Origin of the sequence: Thiobacillus sp. (assembly GCF_018780105.1) — a bacterium.
In the GTDB taxonomy this organism is placed as follows: domain Bacteria; phylum Pseudomonadota; class Gammaproteobacteria; order Burkholderiales; family Thiobacillaceae; genus Thiobacillus.
This window is the reverse complement of the sequence record NZ_JADMKC010000005.1, coordinates 286089-300800: the sequence shown is the minus strand read 5'-3', so window position 1 is coordinate 300800 and position 14712 is coordinate 286089. Positions and strand designations below refer to the sequence as shown.

Annotated in this window: 15 protein-coding genes; 4 read left to right on the top strand and 11 right to left on the bottom strand. The window is 60.6% G+C overall.

Translation table 11 applies throughout. From position 1 onward, the window contains the following. Position 1 precedes the first annotated feature (1 nt). The 11 genes from IV098_RS05765 to IV098_RS05715 all read right to left on the bottom strand — a co-directional run bounded on the left by IV098_RS05765 (position 2) and on the right by IV098_RS05715 (position 11622). A complete protein-coding gene (locus IV098_RS05765; protein WP_296886918.1) occupies positions 2 to 196 on the bottom strand; it encodes a DUF2283 domain-containing protein in 195 nt (64 codons plus the stop codon). A 136-nt stretch (positions 197 to 332) separates the two neighbouring features. Further along, on the bottom strand, positions 333 to 1001 hold the full coding sequence (locus IV098_RS05760; protein ID WP_296886917.1) for a small multi-drug export protein: 669 nt from the start codon (positions 999 to 1001) through the stop codon (positions 333 to 335). A gap of 73 nt (positions 1002 to 1074) precedes the next feature. After that, on the bottom strand, positions 1075 to 1860 hold the full coding sequence (locus tag IV098_RS05755) for a nuclease-related domain-containing protein (RefSeq protein WP_296886915.1): 786 nt from the start codon (positions 1858 to 1860) through the stop codon (positions 1075 to 1077). Continuing rightward, positions 1857 to 2825, bottom strand: coding sequence for a DUF5655 domain-containing protein (locus tag IV098_RS05750; protein ID WP_296886912.1), 969 nt, complete (start codon positions 2823 to 2825; stop codon positions 1857 to 1859). Before IV098_RS05750 ends, IV098_RS05755 begins: the two co-directional genes overlap by 4 nt. Positions 2826 to 2941: 116 nt before the next feature. Further along, positions 2942 to 4351, bottom strand: a complete 1410-nt coding sequence (locus tag IV098_RS05745; RefSeq protein ID WP_296886909.1) for a hypothetical protein — start codon at positions 4349 to 4351, stop codon at positions 2942 to 2944. A 32-nt stretch (positions 4352 to 4383) separates the two neighbouring features. Then, the gene (locus IV098_RS05740) at positions 4384 to 6387 is read right to left on the bottom strand and encodes an N-6 DNA methylase (protein ID WP_296886907.1); all 2004 of its coding nucleotides are present in this window, start codon (positions 6385 to 6387) and stop codon (positions 4384 to 4386) included. A gap of 140 nt (positions 6388 to 6527) precedes the next feature. Then, entirely contained in the window at positions 6528 to 7343 is an 816-nt protein-coding gene (locus IV098_RS05735; RefSeq protein WP_296886905.1) for a class I SAM-dependent methyltransferase, read from the bottom strand. 63 nt (positions 7344 to 7406) lie between these two features. Next, complete coding sequence (gene fic / locus IV098_RS05730) at positions 7407 to 8522, bottom strand: protein adenylyltransferase Fic (RefSeq protein ID WP_296886903.1); 1116 nt, start codon at positions 8520 to 8522, stop codon at positions 7407 to 7409. Between the two features lie 104 nt (positions 8523 to 8626). Then, on the bottom strand, positions 8627 to 9307 hold the full coding sequence (locus IV098_RS05725; RefSeq protein ID WP_296886901.1) for an RES family NAD+ phosphorylase: 681 nt from the start codon (positions 9305 to 9307) through the stop codon (positions 8627 to 8629). Continuing rightward, positions 9304 to 9720, bottom strand: coding sequence for an MbcA/ParS/Xre antitoxin family protein (locus IV098_RS05720; RefSeq protein ID WP_296886899.1), 417 nt, complete (start codon positions 9718 to 9720; stop codon positions 9304 to 9306). The genes IV098_RS05725 and IV098_RS05720 overlap by 4 nt, the downstream gene beginning before the upstream one ends. An 84-nt stretch (positions 9721 to 9804) precedes the next feature. Continuing rightward, positions 9805 to 11622, bottom strand: coding sequence for an ABC transporter ATP-binding protein/permease (locus IV098_RS05715; RefSeq protein ID WP_296886897.1), 1818 nt, complete (start codon positions 11620 to 11622; stop codon positions 9805 to 9807). 158 nt (positions 11623 to 11780) lie between these two features. Here IV098_RS05715 and IV098_RS05710 point away from each other — a divergent pair, with 158 nt between their 5' ends. From IV098_RS05710 to prmB, 4 genes are read left to right on the top strand one after another with little or no spacing between them, the layout of a single operon-like run. After that, positions 11781 to 12131: an ArsC family reductase gene (locus IV098_RS05710; RefSeq protein WP_296886895.1), complete on the top strand. Its 351-nt coding sequence runs from the start codon at positions 11781 to 11783 to the stop codon at positions 12129 to 12131. Between the two features lie 24 nt (positions 12132 to 12155). Continuing rightward, positions 12156 to 12653: a DUF302 domain-containing protein gene (locus IV098_RS05705; protein WP_296886894.1), complete on the top strand. Its 498-nt coding sequence runs from the start codon at positions 12156 to 12158 to the stop codon at positions 12651 to 12653. Then, on the top strand, positions 12643 to 13773 hold the full coding sequence (gene dapE / locus IV098_RS05700; protein ID WP_296886891.1) for a succinyl-diaminopimelate desuccinylase: 1131 nt from the start codon (positions 12643 to 12645) through the stop codon (positions 13771 to 13773). Before IV098_RS05705 ends, dapE begins: the two co-directional genes overlap by 11 nt. Continuing rightward, complete coding sequence (gene prmB / locus IV098_RS05695; RefSeq protein ID WP_296886889.1) at positions 13770 to 14684, top strand: 50S ribosomal protein L3 N(5)-glutamine methyltransferase; 915 nt, start codon at positions 13770 to 13772, stop codon at positions 14682 to 14684. Before dapE ends, prmB begins: the two co-directional genes overlap by 4 nt. Positions 14685 to 14712: the final 28 nt, after the last annotated feature.

Sequence of the window (14712 nt, the reverse complement as noted above, 5' to 3'; positions counted from 1 at the left end):
CCTAGCAAGCTGCCTTTCTGTCGGATGCGGGTGTCGTATTCCGCTTGCTTGCGTCGAGCACTTCAACGCCGGCCACCTTACCGTTCTCGTCAAAGTCCAGAATAATTCCAGGCTGCACTTCCTCTGACTCAATGATTTTGGCTTCGTTGAGCCGAATGTACAGTGCATCCACTTGGGGATCGTAATCGAATCTCATCGTTTGCCTCCTGCGGTTCGGTCGAAGTAAGCCGTCACGATATGCGAGCGTAAATTCCATCGTCGGCAGTCTACATCCTCATGGAACGGTCACGCCAACCCATTTGACCTGTTTGTTTTAATGAAACAGCGCGAATTCAGCCATGGCCGTTTTCAGCGCGATCGCGATGCCGGCCCACCCACTCTATCGCCGCAGCGATCAGCAATATTGCGAGGAACAACAGATAGGGTGCGTACTCATTGACGGCCGACGCCCATACATTGAGCTCGTTCAACAGCAGCGCCCACACGCCAATCGCGATATAGGTCGACACCAGCACCACCGCCAGATTCACCCAGGGGCGCAAGCCGATCAGAAATCCGATGATCGCCCCCACCACCGGGCCCGTCATCCAGAACGGCGCGAACACGAAAACAAACAGGCCGGCGATGCCGAACTTGCGCACCACGCCCCCGCCGGACTGCGCCGCGTGGTGAATGCGCGTGATGAAAGGCTCCAGCGTGCGCAGCTTGATCAGGTGCCGCGTGCTCTGCACGAACAGCGGGTAGATCACCAGCACCTGGATCGTCTCGATCAGGATATTGAGGGGCACCACCTGGGCATGACCGAAACCGCTTGCATAGCCGAAGGACATCCCCGCCTCACGGCCGATGATCAGGTTCAGCCCCGTCATGATCGCGTAGGGAAGAATGCGGTCCGGATACAGGTGCCAACCGATCCCGAACGCCAGCAGCATCAGCCCGGTGAGCGCCAGGCCGACGCCCAGCATGCGGCCTTCTGGGCTGGTGAAAAGGGTTTCATGCATGCGGGTGCCTTGGGCCATCTGGATATGCGCGGAGAATTTGAACTGACCCCAATTAATAGTCGCGGGTTGCAGTTCAGGTACTGCGGCCTTGTTCGCTGGTGCGGATGAAACGCGATAAATGGAAGCTGGCCAGCTTCACCTCATCAAGCGCTAACCTCTGGGGTGCCTTCGCCAGAAACTTGGCCAAGGCCTTGGGCTCAAGTACCCACATATTCCGTAAAGTGCCCTCGCCCTGCTTGATAAACCAGCCGGGGAAGACCACAACGGGAAATACCTCGTATGCGCATCCCGTGCTTTCGGCCAGCAAACCCTTCAGCCAAGCAGCCTGCGCTCGTGCCTGAATAACGGGATCACGCTCGGGCTCGCGTCCGTCTACTGTGATCTGCTCACCATCGAACTTGATCATCGGATCGCCGCGTAAAGGTTTGCTCCAGGTCTTCGTTTCAATTGTGAAAACACCCCCCGGCCCAATCAGCACATGATCGACGTTGAACCCAGTGCCAATCAGGTCATGGAAGACGTGGTAACCACTTTCCCGTAGCCGCTCAAGAAACTGGCCGACCGCTTTTTCGCCTTCGATGCCTTGTTTGATTGCATGTACTTGTGGGCGCGTCTTCCAAAATCGCCATGCTGTGAACCCAGCCAACAAGACTGCGCAAATTGTGAAAATGATCGGGCTGGGGGGCTGCTTAAAGTAATAACGCCACCATTCCATGGCCGCCATCAAAGAAAAAAACAGCGCGAATAAAAAGGGCGTCTCGATCTTGTCTTCGAACAACTTGCGCCGTGCCTCCTCGAGCGACTGCCCAGGATTACGCAAAGGTTTGTCCGTGATTGGAGACTTGGTTGGCGCGCTCATGTACGAGAAAGTCCTTTTGTTTCAGGCTGGGCTGCAGCTCCCCTGCCCTCATATGCCATCAGGATCAGCGGCTTGGCCACATCCAGATCATGGGCGCTGACCATCGAAAGCTCCAGGTCACCTGTCCCCCAATGGCCGTGTTGGCGTACGTCCCTACCGATGGCTGGCAGCGGCGAAACCTGATCCGGGTTCAGGTGCAAATAAAGCAGCAGCCGGTTCTTTTGCGGCACGACCGTCGCAAAGTTCTTCAGCCGCTTGAACGCCACGTAGAGTTTCAACTCCTTGCGTTGAACGTCATCCCCCAGCGATACGATGTAATCCTCAAGTGATGCCAGCAGTTCGCACAAGGGTGCCGGCAGCATCTCCATCCATTCCGCAAAAGTCCTGTCACCGCCGTTGGGCTTCGCTTCTGTCTTTATGGGCTTCACGCTCTTTGCGCCAGCCTTGTTTCCATTGCCCGCGCTGGTGGCATTTGCAAGCTCCAGCAACAACAACTCTTCGCCAAACATGCGGTAGCGGATCAATTCAATATTGCGATTGATTTGTTGCACTGCGTGAGCGTCGTACTTGGTGAAATCCGCTGCGATGCAAACCAGGCGCGGCGCACTCCAATCGATGCGGTCGGCCGCATCCTTGCCCAGCCTGTCCATCACCAGCAGCTTGAACTCAGCTTGGTGGTCCATCAGCCAGTCCAGATAGAACAACCCCTGGTTGATGACGTTCTCGGCCATCGACCGCTTGTATTCGAGGATCACCGGGCAATCGTTCTCGTCGAGGCCCAAGGAGTCGATGCGCCCAGCGTGGGTTTTTCCGGTGGAGTATTCGGTGGCAAGGAAACGGATACCAAGCAAAGGTTCGAGATTGTTCTCGATCAGTGTCTGCAAGGGCTTTTCAAGGTCTGAAGCATCGCCTTGAAGTTCAGAGGCTTGGCCTTGTGTAAGGCGAAAGAGTTTGATGTCGCTCATCGGCTACCTTATTTTTCCCAACAGGGTTTCACGTAAAGTCTCGCCGCCCTTTCCATACTGGAAGTCAATGCCGGTAGTGCGGTCTGCTCCGGCACCGAGGATCAGCAGGTGTTGGCTCATTGCGGTGTTATCTCTCTGTTGAGGAATTCGAGTGCACTTGCTTCGCCGGACTCGATAGCGATTTCAACGGCGCGTTTGGCAGCGTCGAGGAGGCGCGTTGCATTGCGCTTCGCGGTGAAAGCATCGTCAATGGCTTTGCGGATGGCTTGTTGAACCTCGGTTGGGGCGATCCAAACGAGAAACTGGGCGATGTCGTTGGGGTAAAGCTCGATCTGTCCGGATGAACCACGCAGCCATTTACTGACCTGGTATTGCCCGGCCAAGCTGTTGAGATAGACGGAGAGATAAACCGAGTCAATGGCGCCGGCTTGGGGACGCAAAATTGTGACGTGGTTGTCGGGCAGCGCTTCCGCATCGTGCAAGAAAGGCGCGGCGCGCCCAATGGTGCCAACGCCGGTGCCGTTCATCAGTACATCGCCCTGTTTGATCTTCATGGCATTGCTGCCAGCCATAGCCACGCGGTTGCCGTCGTTCAGCCGCACCTCGCCATTGGCGACGTGCTTGGAGTTGATGACGGGCAGGCCGCTCTCGGCGTAGTCCGGCTGGGTGCCGCGCTCGTTGATCGCCAGCAGATTTTCCAGCGTGGTGAAGCTGCTTGTAGCGCGAATATGGGCTTCCAGGTCAACGTATTTTGGCTTGAAGTGTTCCGCATCCAGCCGTCCGGCGGCGAAGGCATCGCGGCTGGGGCGGGTGTAGGCCAGGGGTTCCGGCGGCTGCCAGTTTTCTAGGCCGAGGGTGCGGAGGAGAGTTTGTTCAGCAATCGCCAAATGCTCACTGGCAATCTCAAACGATTTGTGCGCAGCCCTAATTGTTCGCTCGGTAGCATCTTGCAGAACATTGCCGAACGTCGGTATCAAATATTGCCGAAGGTCTGGGAGATTCAGCCCAAGTTGGACTGATCCGCGAGCGCAACGAAGCAGCAGAGATTTACCTGGCTCCGAATTGAGATAAGAGACAAGGTAATAAGGATTAACCTCGGGTTTCCGGATGACTGTGCTCTTGCAGCTAAAAATGGCGGGGGTGTCGCGCTCGGTGGCAATGCACGAGTTACCCAAGGTTCCAACCACGGAAATCAGAACGTCACCCGCTTTAATGGAGTGATCGTTTAACCGATTGAAGTCCGGCTCAGGCAAATAGACGTTGTCTGTGTTCTCGATAAAGAACGACTTAACGTCCTTGCCACGGACGTAACGGTAGGGAGACCGCTCATCGTAGTTGTCGACGTGAAACTCCGAGCCAAACGGCCCGGCAACAAAGCGCGACTTCGCGCCAAGCGTGGTGTGAGGTAGCGCCTCAAGTCTCTTTTGCAGGCTGATCAACACTGGACGAAAATATTCAGAATCCAAACGAGTGACTGAATTTGACTCGCTCAACAATACTTCGCTGACCTCCAGCCCCTCCAACAAGCCCCGATACCGGGCCTCGTCAAAGGGGCGACTCAAAAAAAACCTAGTCGCTCCCTGGCGGCGAACTCGGCGAAGGCTTCGGCGATGCCGTCCTGGGTCAGCCCTTCGTGGTTGAACAGGTCGTGCTGAATCACCCAATGGCCGTGGCTGTCGCGCAGTAATCCACCCTCCGCATCCTTGGCGATAATCTTCTCGCCGCTGGTGTCCTTGGACTCCAGTTTCTGGGTGGCGAAGAAAATCGGGTAGTCGTCGACCTTGGGGCAGTGGTAGCGCGGCTCGCTGGCATCGTCATTCCACTTCTGCACGAACAGCACGCTGGTCTTGGTGCTGGTGTGGGGCTTGAAGGTGCTGGGGTGCAGGCCGACCACGGCGAGGATGCGGCAACGTTCGGCGATGAATTCGCGCACGCGTTTGTCGCTGGAATTGTTGAAGCGGCCTTGCGGCAAGACGACCGCCATGCGTCCGCCGGCGCGCAGGAAGTCGAGATTGCGTTCGATGAACAGGAGGTCGCGGCCGACCTTGCTTTCCAGCTTGCCGTTGGCCTTGTGGCCCAGCTCGTAGGGCGACAGCATGTCGCTTTGCTTGATGTCGCCGGCAAAAGGCGGATTGGCCATCAATACGTCGAACTTGAAAGCGCGGTTGTCGTTTTTCACCGCGCGCAGCTTCTTGAGCTTGGTCCAGCCGGGGCCGTAGGTTTCCTGCCAGTCCTCGTCCTGTTTGATGCGCTCGTCCCACTTGGGCCAGTCCAACGTGTTCATGTGCAGTACGTTGGTTTGCCCATCGCCGGCGATGAGGTTGAGACAGCGCGCCACGCGCACGCTCTTTTCGTCAAAGTCGATGGCGAAAACCTTGTCCTGCACGTAGTCGGTGCAGCGCTGCGGCTTGTCTTCCATGGTGAACAGGTGGGAGACGGGTAGGCCTTCGGCTTCGAGGATCTGCTTCCAGACATGGAAGATGGCGTGGACGGTGAAGCCGGCGCTGCCGGCGGCGGTGTCGATGACGGTTTCCGCTTCGTGCGGGTTCATCATCTTCACGCACATGTCGATCACCCAGCGCGGCGTGAAGTACTGGCCTTTTTCGCCCTTGGACGATTTGTTGACCAGATATTCGAAAGCTTCATCCACCACGTCCAGGTTGGAGTTGAACAGCTTCCACTCTTCCAGCGAGCCAACGCAGACCTGCAGGTGTTCCGGGCCGAGCTTGATTTTTTCGTCGTCGGCGAAGACACCGGGCCATTGCTTGCGAGCGTCGTCGAACAGGCCCTGAATGTTGGCCTTGAGCTGGGCGGCGGTGTTGCTGTTGCGGAAGCGCAGGTACTTGTGGCGGCCCCGGTAGCAATACATCTCGTCGTAGAGTTTGGTAAAGATGAGCTTGAAGACTTCTTCAAACACGTCCACGCCGGCATTGGCGAGCACTTCATCTTCCATGTCCTCGATCAGCTGCTTGAGGCTGCGCGCGCCCTTGCCTTCGGCCTCGCGCTTTTTCTCAATGTCGATGAGTGCATCCACTGTCCAGGGTTTGCCGGCGATGTCGTCGATGGTCTGGGTGACGCTGGGGATGTCAGGAATTTCGACGAAGTAATTGGGGTTCTTGCGGTGCCAGGTAATGGACTGAACGCCGTTGCACCACATGGCCAGCGGTGCGCCAGTAGCATGGGTATAAGAGCGCAGTTGTTCTTTGCCGTCCTTGAGCTTGCCCTGTTTGACCTCGACAATGAGGTAGGGAACGGTAGGCCGGTCGGCGTCGTACACCACGATGTCGGCGCGCTTGGAACTGTCGCGACCGAAGGTGATGGGGTATTCGACGCTTAGGCGAGGGACGGGATATTTGTATTCGCCCGCCAGACGATGCAGCCAGAGCTGTCGTACCAGTTCCTCGCGCTTGGCCTGCACATCTTTCTTGCGCACCAGACATTGCACATAGGCTTTGCCGGATTTCTCCGATAGCGCGGCTTCAACATCCATAACGGCGGAGAGGCCGAACAGATCGATGAGTGCATCGCGGTTGAGATCGTCGAGGAGTTGAGTAATGAGCATTAGGTTTCTTTCCCACATTGCTGTAGAGGGCGTAGTTCCGGCAGTGGAACCAGAGCGCTCCTGTGCTTGTTATCAGCCGAATCTTCGCACAAGCCAGCGGCGTTTCGTCCAGCCTGCACCGGTAATTTCAGGGCCGCAGTTCAAGCGACGCGCCCGCTAGCAAACAGGGCGGCGACGTTGAACGGGATGCCCTGCCCGTTGTGCAGGGCGCCGATTTCGGCGAGGTGTTCCTGCTTGAAGCGGGCGAGTTCGGCCTCGCCCAGCTGCGCGACCAGGCCTCTGAAACCGGCGTACCAGATGACGCGCCACCAGGCATCGGCATGGTCGAACAGGGTGCCGACGTCGTGGCGGTGGGTGCGCACGTCGGTGAGGCCGGCGCGGGCGTAGAGGGCGTGGTAGTGCTCTTCGAGGCAGAGCTGGCGCCAGGTGAATTCGGGCGGGTTGACGCCGTAGCGCTGGATGCGTTGCAGAAAAAGATCGACGAGGGGTTCGAACGAGCCTTGGTAGAACGAGCAGGTGACGATCTGGCCGCCGGGTTTGACCTTGCTGACGATGTGCTGCAGCAGGCCGGCCATGTCGGGCAAAAAGAACAGGCCAAACGAGCAGTTGGCGGCGTCGAAGCGGGCATCGTCAAAGCCGATGGCCTGCATGTCCATGGCATGCAGTTCGACGTTGCCCAGCCCCAGCGCCTGAACGCGGGCGCGCGCCTGGGCGAGCATGCCATCGGAAAGGTCGATGCCGGTGACCCGGCCCTGCGGCAGGTGCGGCGCGAGAGCGGTGGCGGCAATGCCGGTGCCGGTGGCCACGTCGAGCAGCTGCTCGTGGCCCTGCAGGGCGAACACGCGCGGCAGGTGCGCGGCGGCCTTGTGGAAGAACTCCATGCCGGCGCTGCCGTAGCCTTCGGCGACGGTGTCGAAGGTGGTTCTGATCTGGGCTTTGCGTTGTGCGTCGTCCATGGGTCTTCTGTGCAAGTAAACGGAGAGCCTGGGTGCTACGGTATGCAGTGCCTGGCCAATATCCTAGCGATACAGTTCAAACGCATTGTGCTCTTGCATCAGTAACTGCATGAGTTTGGGATGAATAAACAGCTTCTCCCTGCCTGCCTGCTGTTCCACCAGCACGCCGATCTCGGCCAGCTTTTTTAAATAGACCGAGGCGGTCTGGCGTTTGGCGATACCTTTTTCAACCAGGTTGTCGATGCGGCAATAAGGCTGTTCGAAAAGGGTGTCGACCAGCTCGCGGCTGTAGATGCTGGGCAGATGGTCGCGCACGTGCGCGGCAGTGTGGTCGGCCAGCGCACGGATGGCGGCGATCTTGGCGGTGGTCCAGCGGGCGGTGTCTTCCACGCCGCGCAACACATACAGTAGCCATTCTTCCCAGCTTTGCCCGGCGGTAACCTGGTGCAACAACCGGTAATAGTCGGCCTTGTGCTGGATGATGTAGCGGCTGAGATAAAGGATGGGCAGGTTGAGCAGCCCTTCCTGAATGAGAAACAGGCTGTTGAGTACGCGCCCGGTGCGGCCGTTGCCATCGTCAAAGGGGTGGATCGCTTCGAACTGGTAATGCCCCACGGCCATGCGGATGAGCGGGTCGAGATCGGTGGCCTCGTGCATGAAGCGCTCCCAGTTGGCGAGCAGGTCGCGGATGACCGTTTCGCCCACGGGTGGGGTGTAGATGATTTCGCCGGTGCGGTCGTTTTGCAGGGCGGTGCCCGGCACTTTGCGCACGCTCATTTCGCGGCCCTTGATCTGGCTGCAAATGGCTTCGGCAGTGCGGGTGACGAGTGGCCTGTCCTGCAAGGACTGGAAGCCTTCAAACAGGGCGCGGCGATAACGCAAAGCTTCCTTGGTGGCGGGGTCGGCCTTTTCGTCCGCCTGACTATGCTGAAACAGTTTGTCGGTTGTGGTGACGATGTTTTCGATTTCGGAACTGGCGCGTGCTTCCAGCAGCGGCAGCGTGTTGATGAGCATGGCCTGATTGGGGATCAATTCGGCGGCCTGCTTTAGCTCCGCCAGTGCAGTGTTGGATTTGATGCACTGCTTGAGCACGGTTTTGGTGTCGAGCTCAACGGCCGGCGGCAATGGCGGCAGGTCGTTGTAAGGCTGATCCGGTTTCCAATTTGGGGCGGCGCTCATGTTTACGTTTTTCGTTTTAATCGACACGTTTTCAGGATATGTCGATGACGTCGACACGTCAATAAAATGTGTCGATTAAATTAGGTTGAATCGACATATCGATCTCACAGCACCTGATTCACCTCGAACACCGCCCCGATGCCCTGCCCGTTCCACTGGTATTCCAGGTGGGCGGCGTGCAGGCAACTCTTGACGATGCCGGTGCGCAGGGCGGCGAGGCATTCGCCGCCGGGGTGGCGCACCGATGGGTAGACGATGCCCAGCGCGCCTTCGGCCCGCAGGCTGCGGCCGATGGCCTGGGTGTGGCTGTAGTCGTCGGGGGCAACGATGCGGGGGTCGTTTTGGCTGGCTGCGCGCAGGTCGGCGGCCTTGCCCTGGGCTTCCACGCTGTAGAGCCGCATCTGCAATCGCATGGGCGGCTCGGCGGTGGCGGCCATGAACAACGCGGCGTGGTGGCGGGTTTCGGCGATGGCGGTGTCGCGCTTGCGGGCGCAGTAAAAGACGCCGTAGCTGCCGTCGCTGAAGCGGCTGCCTTGCGGGTTGGGGTGGGTAAAGGCGGCCATGATGCAGGTGCTGCCGGGGCCGAACAGGCGTTCTTCGGCAGGCACCAGGCTGATGTCGCCGACTTCGTCGCGCAGGCGGTCGTTGGTCAGGGCTTCCAGCGCGTAGAGCGAGTCGAAATCCTCGGGGCGGGCGACGCGTTCAAACAGGCCGACGGCGGGAAAACGGCTGGGGATGACCCGCCAGGCCGGGTGCCACTTCAGCCGTTCAACGGGGTAGCTCAAGCCCAGCCGCCGCGCTGCACGTCCAGATATTGGCGCACCACCATCAGGTCGGCGACGTTGCCGCCGAGCATGCGGTCGAGCGCGCTCTGGCCGCCAAACAGCGGCGCGGTGTTGGGCTTTTTCACCCAGGCGTCGGCGGCGGTGGTGTCGGGCAGCAATATCTGCAGCGCCTTGTAGATGCCCAGGATGTAGGACAGGCGTTCGAGGGTGTCGCGCTTGAGGTCGGCGGTTTCGGGCGCGGCCTTCCATTTAAAGAAAGTAGACCGGCCCGGCGTGCCCAGCAGCACCATCTGCGCGTCGGTGTTGAGCCCCCAGTCGCGCGCGATGTTGAAAAAGGCGCGCAAGCCGGCGGCGGCCATGTTGCGGCTGTTGGGCTTGGCTTGTGTTTTGACGGCGCGTGCGGCGTTGGGCATCTCACCCCCAGATTGTTCGTTTATGAATCTGGATTTTAATTTAGTCCATTTGTGGACTTTTCGCAATGCGAACCGGAGACGCGGCTATTTCCCTCCGCCCTCCTCAGCCTGCTGCTGCAGCGCCCACATGTGGGCGTACATGCCGTTCAGCGCCAGCAGTTCGGGATGGCGGCCGCGCTCGACGATGCGGCCGGCTTCCATCACCAGGATCTCGTCGGCCTCGACCACGGTGGATAGCCGGTGGGCAATGATCAGGCTGGTGCGGCTTTTGGCGATTTCGAGCAGTTCGGCCTGGATGGCTTTTTCGGTTTTGGTGTCGAGCGCCGAGGTGGCTTCGTCGAGGATCAGGATGGCCGGGTTTTTCAGCAGGGTGCGGGCGATGGCGACGCGCTGCTTTTCGCCGCCGGAAAGCTTGAGCCCGCGCTCGCCGACGATGCTGTCCCAGCCCTGCGGCAGGCCTTCGATGAAGTGCAGGATGTGGGCGGCGCGCGCGGCTTCGATGACTTCGTCGCGGCTGGCGTCGGGGCGGCCGTAGGCGATGTTGTAGAAGATGCTGTCATTAAATAGTACGGTGTCTTGCGGCACCACGCCGATGGCGGCGCGCAGGCTGTCCTGGGTGACGTGGCGGATGTCCTGGCCGTCGATACGGATGCTGCCGCTGCCCGTATCGTAAAAGCGGAACAGCAGACGGGCCAGGGTGGATTTGCCGGCGCCGCTGGAGCCGACGGCGGCGACGGTTTTGCCGGCCGGGATGGTGAAGCTGACGTCGTGCAATATCGGCCGGTCGGCGTTGTACGCAAAGCTCACGTGGTCGAATGTCACTTCGCCCGCTACCACGTCGAGTTCGCGCGCGTCGGGCGCGTCCTCCACTTCGCGCGGCCGGTGCAGCAGCGTGAACATGCGCTCGACGTCGGTGATCGATTCCTTGATCTGTCGATACATCACGCCCAGAAAGCTCAGCGGCTGGAACATCTGCAGCAAAAAGGCGTTGACCATCACCAGGTCGCCCAGCGTCAGCGTGCCTTCGACCACGCCATCGGCGGCGCGCAGCACCATGAGGGTGACGCCGATGGCGATGACCCCGGCTTGCGCGGCGTTCAGGTAGCCGAGCGAACGCTGCGATTTCAGCGCCATGTCTTCCCATTCGATCAGGCTGTTGTCGTAGCGCGCGGCTTCGTATTTTTCGTTGCCGAAATATTTCACCGTTTCGTAGTTGAGCAGGCTGTCGATGGCGCGGCCGTAGGCTTGGGAATCCAGCGTGTTGGCGCGCCGCACGAACTGGGTGCGCCACTCGGTGATGGTGACGGTAAAGCCGATGTAGGCCGCCAGCGTCACCAGCGTGAGCACGCCAAACACCCAGTCGAGCTTGACGAACAGGATGCCGGCGACCAGCAGGATTTCCAGCACGGTGGGGGTGATGCGAAACAGCAGGTAGCCGACCAGGCTCGACATCGCCTTGGAGCCGCGCTCGATGTCGCGGGTGATGCCGCCGGTCTGGCGTTCGAGATGAAAGCGCAGCGACAGCGCGTGCAGATGCTTGAATACCGCCATGCTGATGCGACGCATCGCGCGCTGGGTGACCTTGGCGAAGATCACATCGCGCAGGTCGGCAAAGGTGGTGCTGGCGAAGCGCAGCACGCCGTAGCCCAGGATAAAGGCCAGCGGCAACACCAGTTCGGGACGCGGCTTGTCGAGCGCGTCGATGATTTCCTTGAGCACCAGCGGCACCGCCACCGAAGCCAGCTTGGCGCCGATCAGCAGCGCCAACGCGACCAGCACGCGGCCGCGAAACTCCCACAGATAGGGGAACAGGCGGCCGATCGAGCGCAGCGTGGGTTCCTCGGCCGGACCGGCGGCGGGCGACGAAGGCGAAGAATGGGCGGACTCGAAGCTGGATGACATGGGGTCGGGGTGGGTCGAAGTCGGATGCGCCGATTTTACGACCTGACACGGGCCCGGGAGTCGGTCGGGTAAAATCCAGGCTGACTTTTTCCGCGTTTGCGTACGGATGCTGGCTGGCCGGCCCGGACGTTCCAACGATATAACCCCCCGCGATTCCCATGAAACTCTACGGCATTCCCAACTGCACCACCGTCAAGAAAGCCCGCGCCTGGCTGGCCGAACGTCAGCTCGACGTGGTGTTTCACGATTTCAAGAAACAGGGCGTCGACCCCGACTGGCTCGCCGGCGTGGCCGCGCAAACCGGCTGGCAGGCGCTGCTCAATACGCGCGGCACCACCTGGCGCAAACTCAGCGATGCCGAAAAAGCCGCTGCAGGCAACGCCGCCGGCGCGCTGGCGCTGATGCAGGCGCAGTCCAGCGTGATCAAGCGCCCGGTGCTCGAAGTCGAAGGCAGGTATCATCTGGGCTTCGACGAGGCGCAATACCAAAGCCTCTTCAAGCATCTATAAAAAAATCATTACGGAGTTTCTGCCATGCGATTGCCCCCCCGCTTCGCTTCGTTGATCCACGCTTTCGGACTGGCGTTGATGTTGGGCTTTGCCCTGCCGGCCACGGCTGCCGCCCCTGCGATCTATACGCACAGCGCCCGCCTGCCCGCCGACGCGGCCTACACGCTGCTCTACGCCACGCTGGAAAAGAACGGCTTCTATGTGATTTTCGAGCCCGACATGGGGCGCAGCCTGGCGGGCATGAAGGACACGCTCGGCGCGGACTACAACCGCAACCAGCTCAGCACCATGAAGAGCCTGGTGTTCTGCAAGCCGCGCGCCACCAATGAAATCGCCAACGCCGACCCGGCCTTGCTGGCCTTGTGCCCGCTGCACATCACGCTGACCCACAAGGACGGCGTGTCGACCGTGTATTTCGCCCGGCCGTCGGCGATTGCCGCCGGCAGCCCCGGCGAGGCGCTGGCCAAAAAGCTGGAAGCCGACATCGTCAAAGTCATCGAGAGCGCGTTCGATGGCAAATGAAACTTTCGAACTTGCCGTCGAGCTGCTGCGCCGCAAATCGCTGACGCCGGATCACGCCGGCTGTCACGACCTGATCGCGCAGCGGCTGCAGGCGCTCGGCTTTCACATCGAGCGGCATTGCCACAATGGCGTCGACAACCTGTGGGCGCGCCGCGGCCACGTCGCGCCGCTGGTGTGCTTTGCCGGCCATAGCGACGTGGTGCCGACCGGGCCGGTGGAACGCTGGCAGTCCGATCCTTTCGAACCCACGGTACGCGATGGCCAGCTCTACGCGCGCGGCGCGGCCGACATGAAAACTTCGCTCGCGGCTTTTGTCACCGCCACCGAACGCTTCGTCGCCGCCCATCCCGATCATCCGGGCTCGCTGGGCTTTCTGATCACCTCGGACGAGGAAGGCCCGGCGACCGACGGCACGGTCAAGCTGGTGGAAACGCTGAGGGCACGCGGCGAGTTTCTCGATTTCTGCATTATTGGCGAGCCCACCAGCGCCGCCGAGTTCGGCGACACCATCAAGAACGGACGGCGTGGCTCCCTGTCCGGCAAGCTCACCATCAAGGGCGTGCAAGGCCACATCGCTTACCCGCATCTGGCCAAAAACCCGATCCATCTCGCCGCGCCCGCCATTGCCGAACTGGCCGACACCATGTGGGACGAAGGCAACGCCTATTTCCCGGCCACCACCTGGCAAATCTCCAATATCCACGGCGGCACCGGCGCAAGCAATGTGATCCCGGGCACGCTGGTGATCGATTTCAATTTCCGCTTTTCCACCGCCAGCACCGCAGAAGGCCTGATGGATGCGCTGCACGAAATCCTCAACAGCCACGGCCTCGACTTCGAAATCGACTGGCACCTTTCGGGGCGGCCGTTCCTGACGCCGCGCGGCGTGCTGTGCGAGCACCTCTCCGACGCCATCCGCGAGGTCACCGGCGTGACGCCCGAGCTGTCCACCACCGGCGGCACCTCGGACGGCCGCTTCATCGCCGATATCTGCCCGCAGGTGGTCGAGTTCGGGCCGCTCAACATGAGCATCCACAAAATCAACGAACACGTCGCGGTGGAAAACATCGAGCCGCTGGCGGCGATCTACCAAAAAACTCTGGAAAAACTGCTGACATGACTGGCTCCGACGACATTGGATTCGACGACACCGAATCCCTCATCACCCTGCGCGACTGGCTGCGCTTTGCGGTGTCGCGTTTCAATGAATCGAAGCTGTTTTTCGGCCACGGCTCCGACAACGCCTTCGACGAAGCGGCCTATCTGATCCTGCACACGCTGCATCTGCCGCTCGACCGGCTCGATCCCTTTCTCGATGCCAGCCTCACCCACGCCGAAGCCGAACAGGTGAAAACCGTGATCGAGCGCCGCGTGCGCGAGCGCATCCCCGCCGCCTACCTCACCCACGAAGCCTGGCTGGCCGGCAGCCGGTTTTACGTGGACGAGCGCGTGATCGTGCCGCGCTCCTTCATCGCCGAGCTGCTGCCCGAGCAGTTGTCCCCGTGGGTCGAGACGCCGGAAAACGTCAGCCGCGCGCTCGACCTGTGCACCGGCTCCGGCTGCCTCGCCATCCTGGCCGCGCTGGCGTTTCCCGATGCCCGCATCGACGCGGTGGACCTGTCGCGCGACGCGCTCGATGTCGCCGCGCGCAACGTCGCCGATTACGGCCTGCAGGACCGGATCGAGTTGATCGAGTCGGATTTGTTCAAGGCGCTGTCGGGCCGCCACTACGATCTCATCATCAGCAATCCGCCGTATGTGAACGCCGAATCGGTCGCTGCGCTGCCCGCGGAATACCAGGCCGAACCCGCGCTGGCGCTGGGTTCGGGCATCGACGGTCTGGACGCCACCCGGCTGATCCTGGCGCAGGCCCAATCGCACCTCAATCCGGGCGGCCTGCTGGTGGTGGAAATCGGCCACAACCGCGACGTGCTCGAAGCGGCCTACCCCACCCTGCCCTTCACCTGGCTGGAAACCGAAAGCGGCGACCAGTTCGTTTTCATGCTGCGGCAGGAAGATCTGCCGGGCTGAATCCACGCCCGCATCGCTGACCGGACAA

Coding starts and splice junctions, on each gene's coding strand:
- IV098_RS05750 (WP_296886912.1), bottom strand. CDS start 2,825: ATGAGCGACATCAAACTCTTTCGCCTTACACAAGGCCAAGCCTCTGAA.
- fic (WP_296886903.1), bottom strand. CDS start 8,522: ATGAGCGCCGCCCCAAATTGGAAACCGGATCAGCCTTACAACGACCTG.
- prmB (WP_296886889.1), top strand. CDS start 13,770: ATGACTGGCTCCGACGACATTGGATTCGACGACACCGAATCCCTCATC.
- IV098_RS05735 (WP_296886905.1), bottom strand. CDS start 7,343: ATGGACGACGCACAACGCAAAGCCCAGATCAGAACCACCTTCGACACC.
- IV098_RS05715 (WP_296886897.1), bottom strand. CDS start 11,622: ATGTCATCCAGCTTCGAGTCCGCCCATTCTTCGCCTTCGTCGCCCGCC.
- IV098_RS05705 (WP_296886894.1), top strand. CDS start 12,156: ATGCGATTGCCCCCCCGCTTCGCTTCGTTGATCCACGCTTTCGGACTG.
- IV098_RS05760 (WP_296886917.1), bottom strand. CDS start 1,001: ATGCATGAAACCCTTTTCACCAGCCCAGAAGGCCGCATGCTGGGCGTC.
- IV098_RS05755 (WP_296886915.1), bottom strand. CDS start 1,860: ATGAGCGCGCCAACCAAGTCTCCAATCACGGACAAACCTTTGCGTAAT.
- IV098_RS05740 (WP_296886907.1), bottom strand. CDS start 6,387: ATGCTCATTACTCAACTCCTCGACGATCTCAACCGCGATGCACTCATC.
- IV098_RS05720 (WP_296886899.1), bottom strand. CDS start 9,720: ATGCCCAACGCCGCACGCGCCGTCAAAACACAAGCCAAGCCCAACAGC.
- dapE (WP_296886891.1), top strand. CDS start 12,643: ATGGCAAATGAAACTTTCGAACTTGCCGTCGAGCTGCTGCGCCGCAAA.
- IV098_RS05710 (WP_296886895.1), top strand. CDS start 11,781: ATGAAACTCTACGGCATTCCCAACTGCACCACCGTCAAGAAAGCCCGC.
- IV098_RS05765 (WP_296886918.1), bottom strand. CDS start 196: ATGAGATTCGATTACGATCCCCAAGTGGATGCACTGTACATTCGGCTC.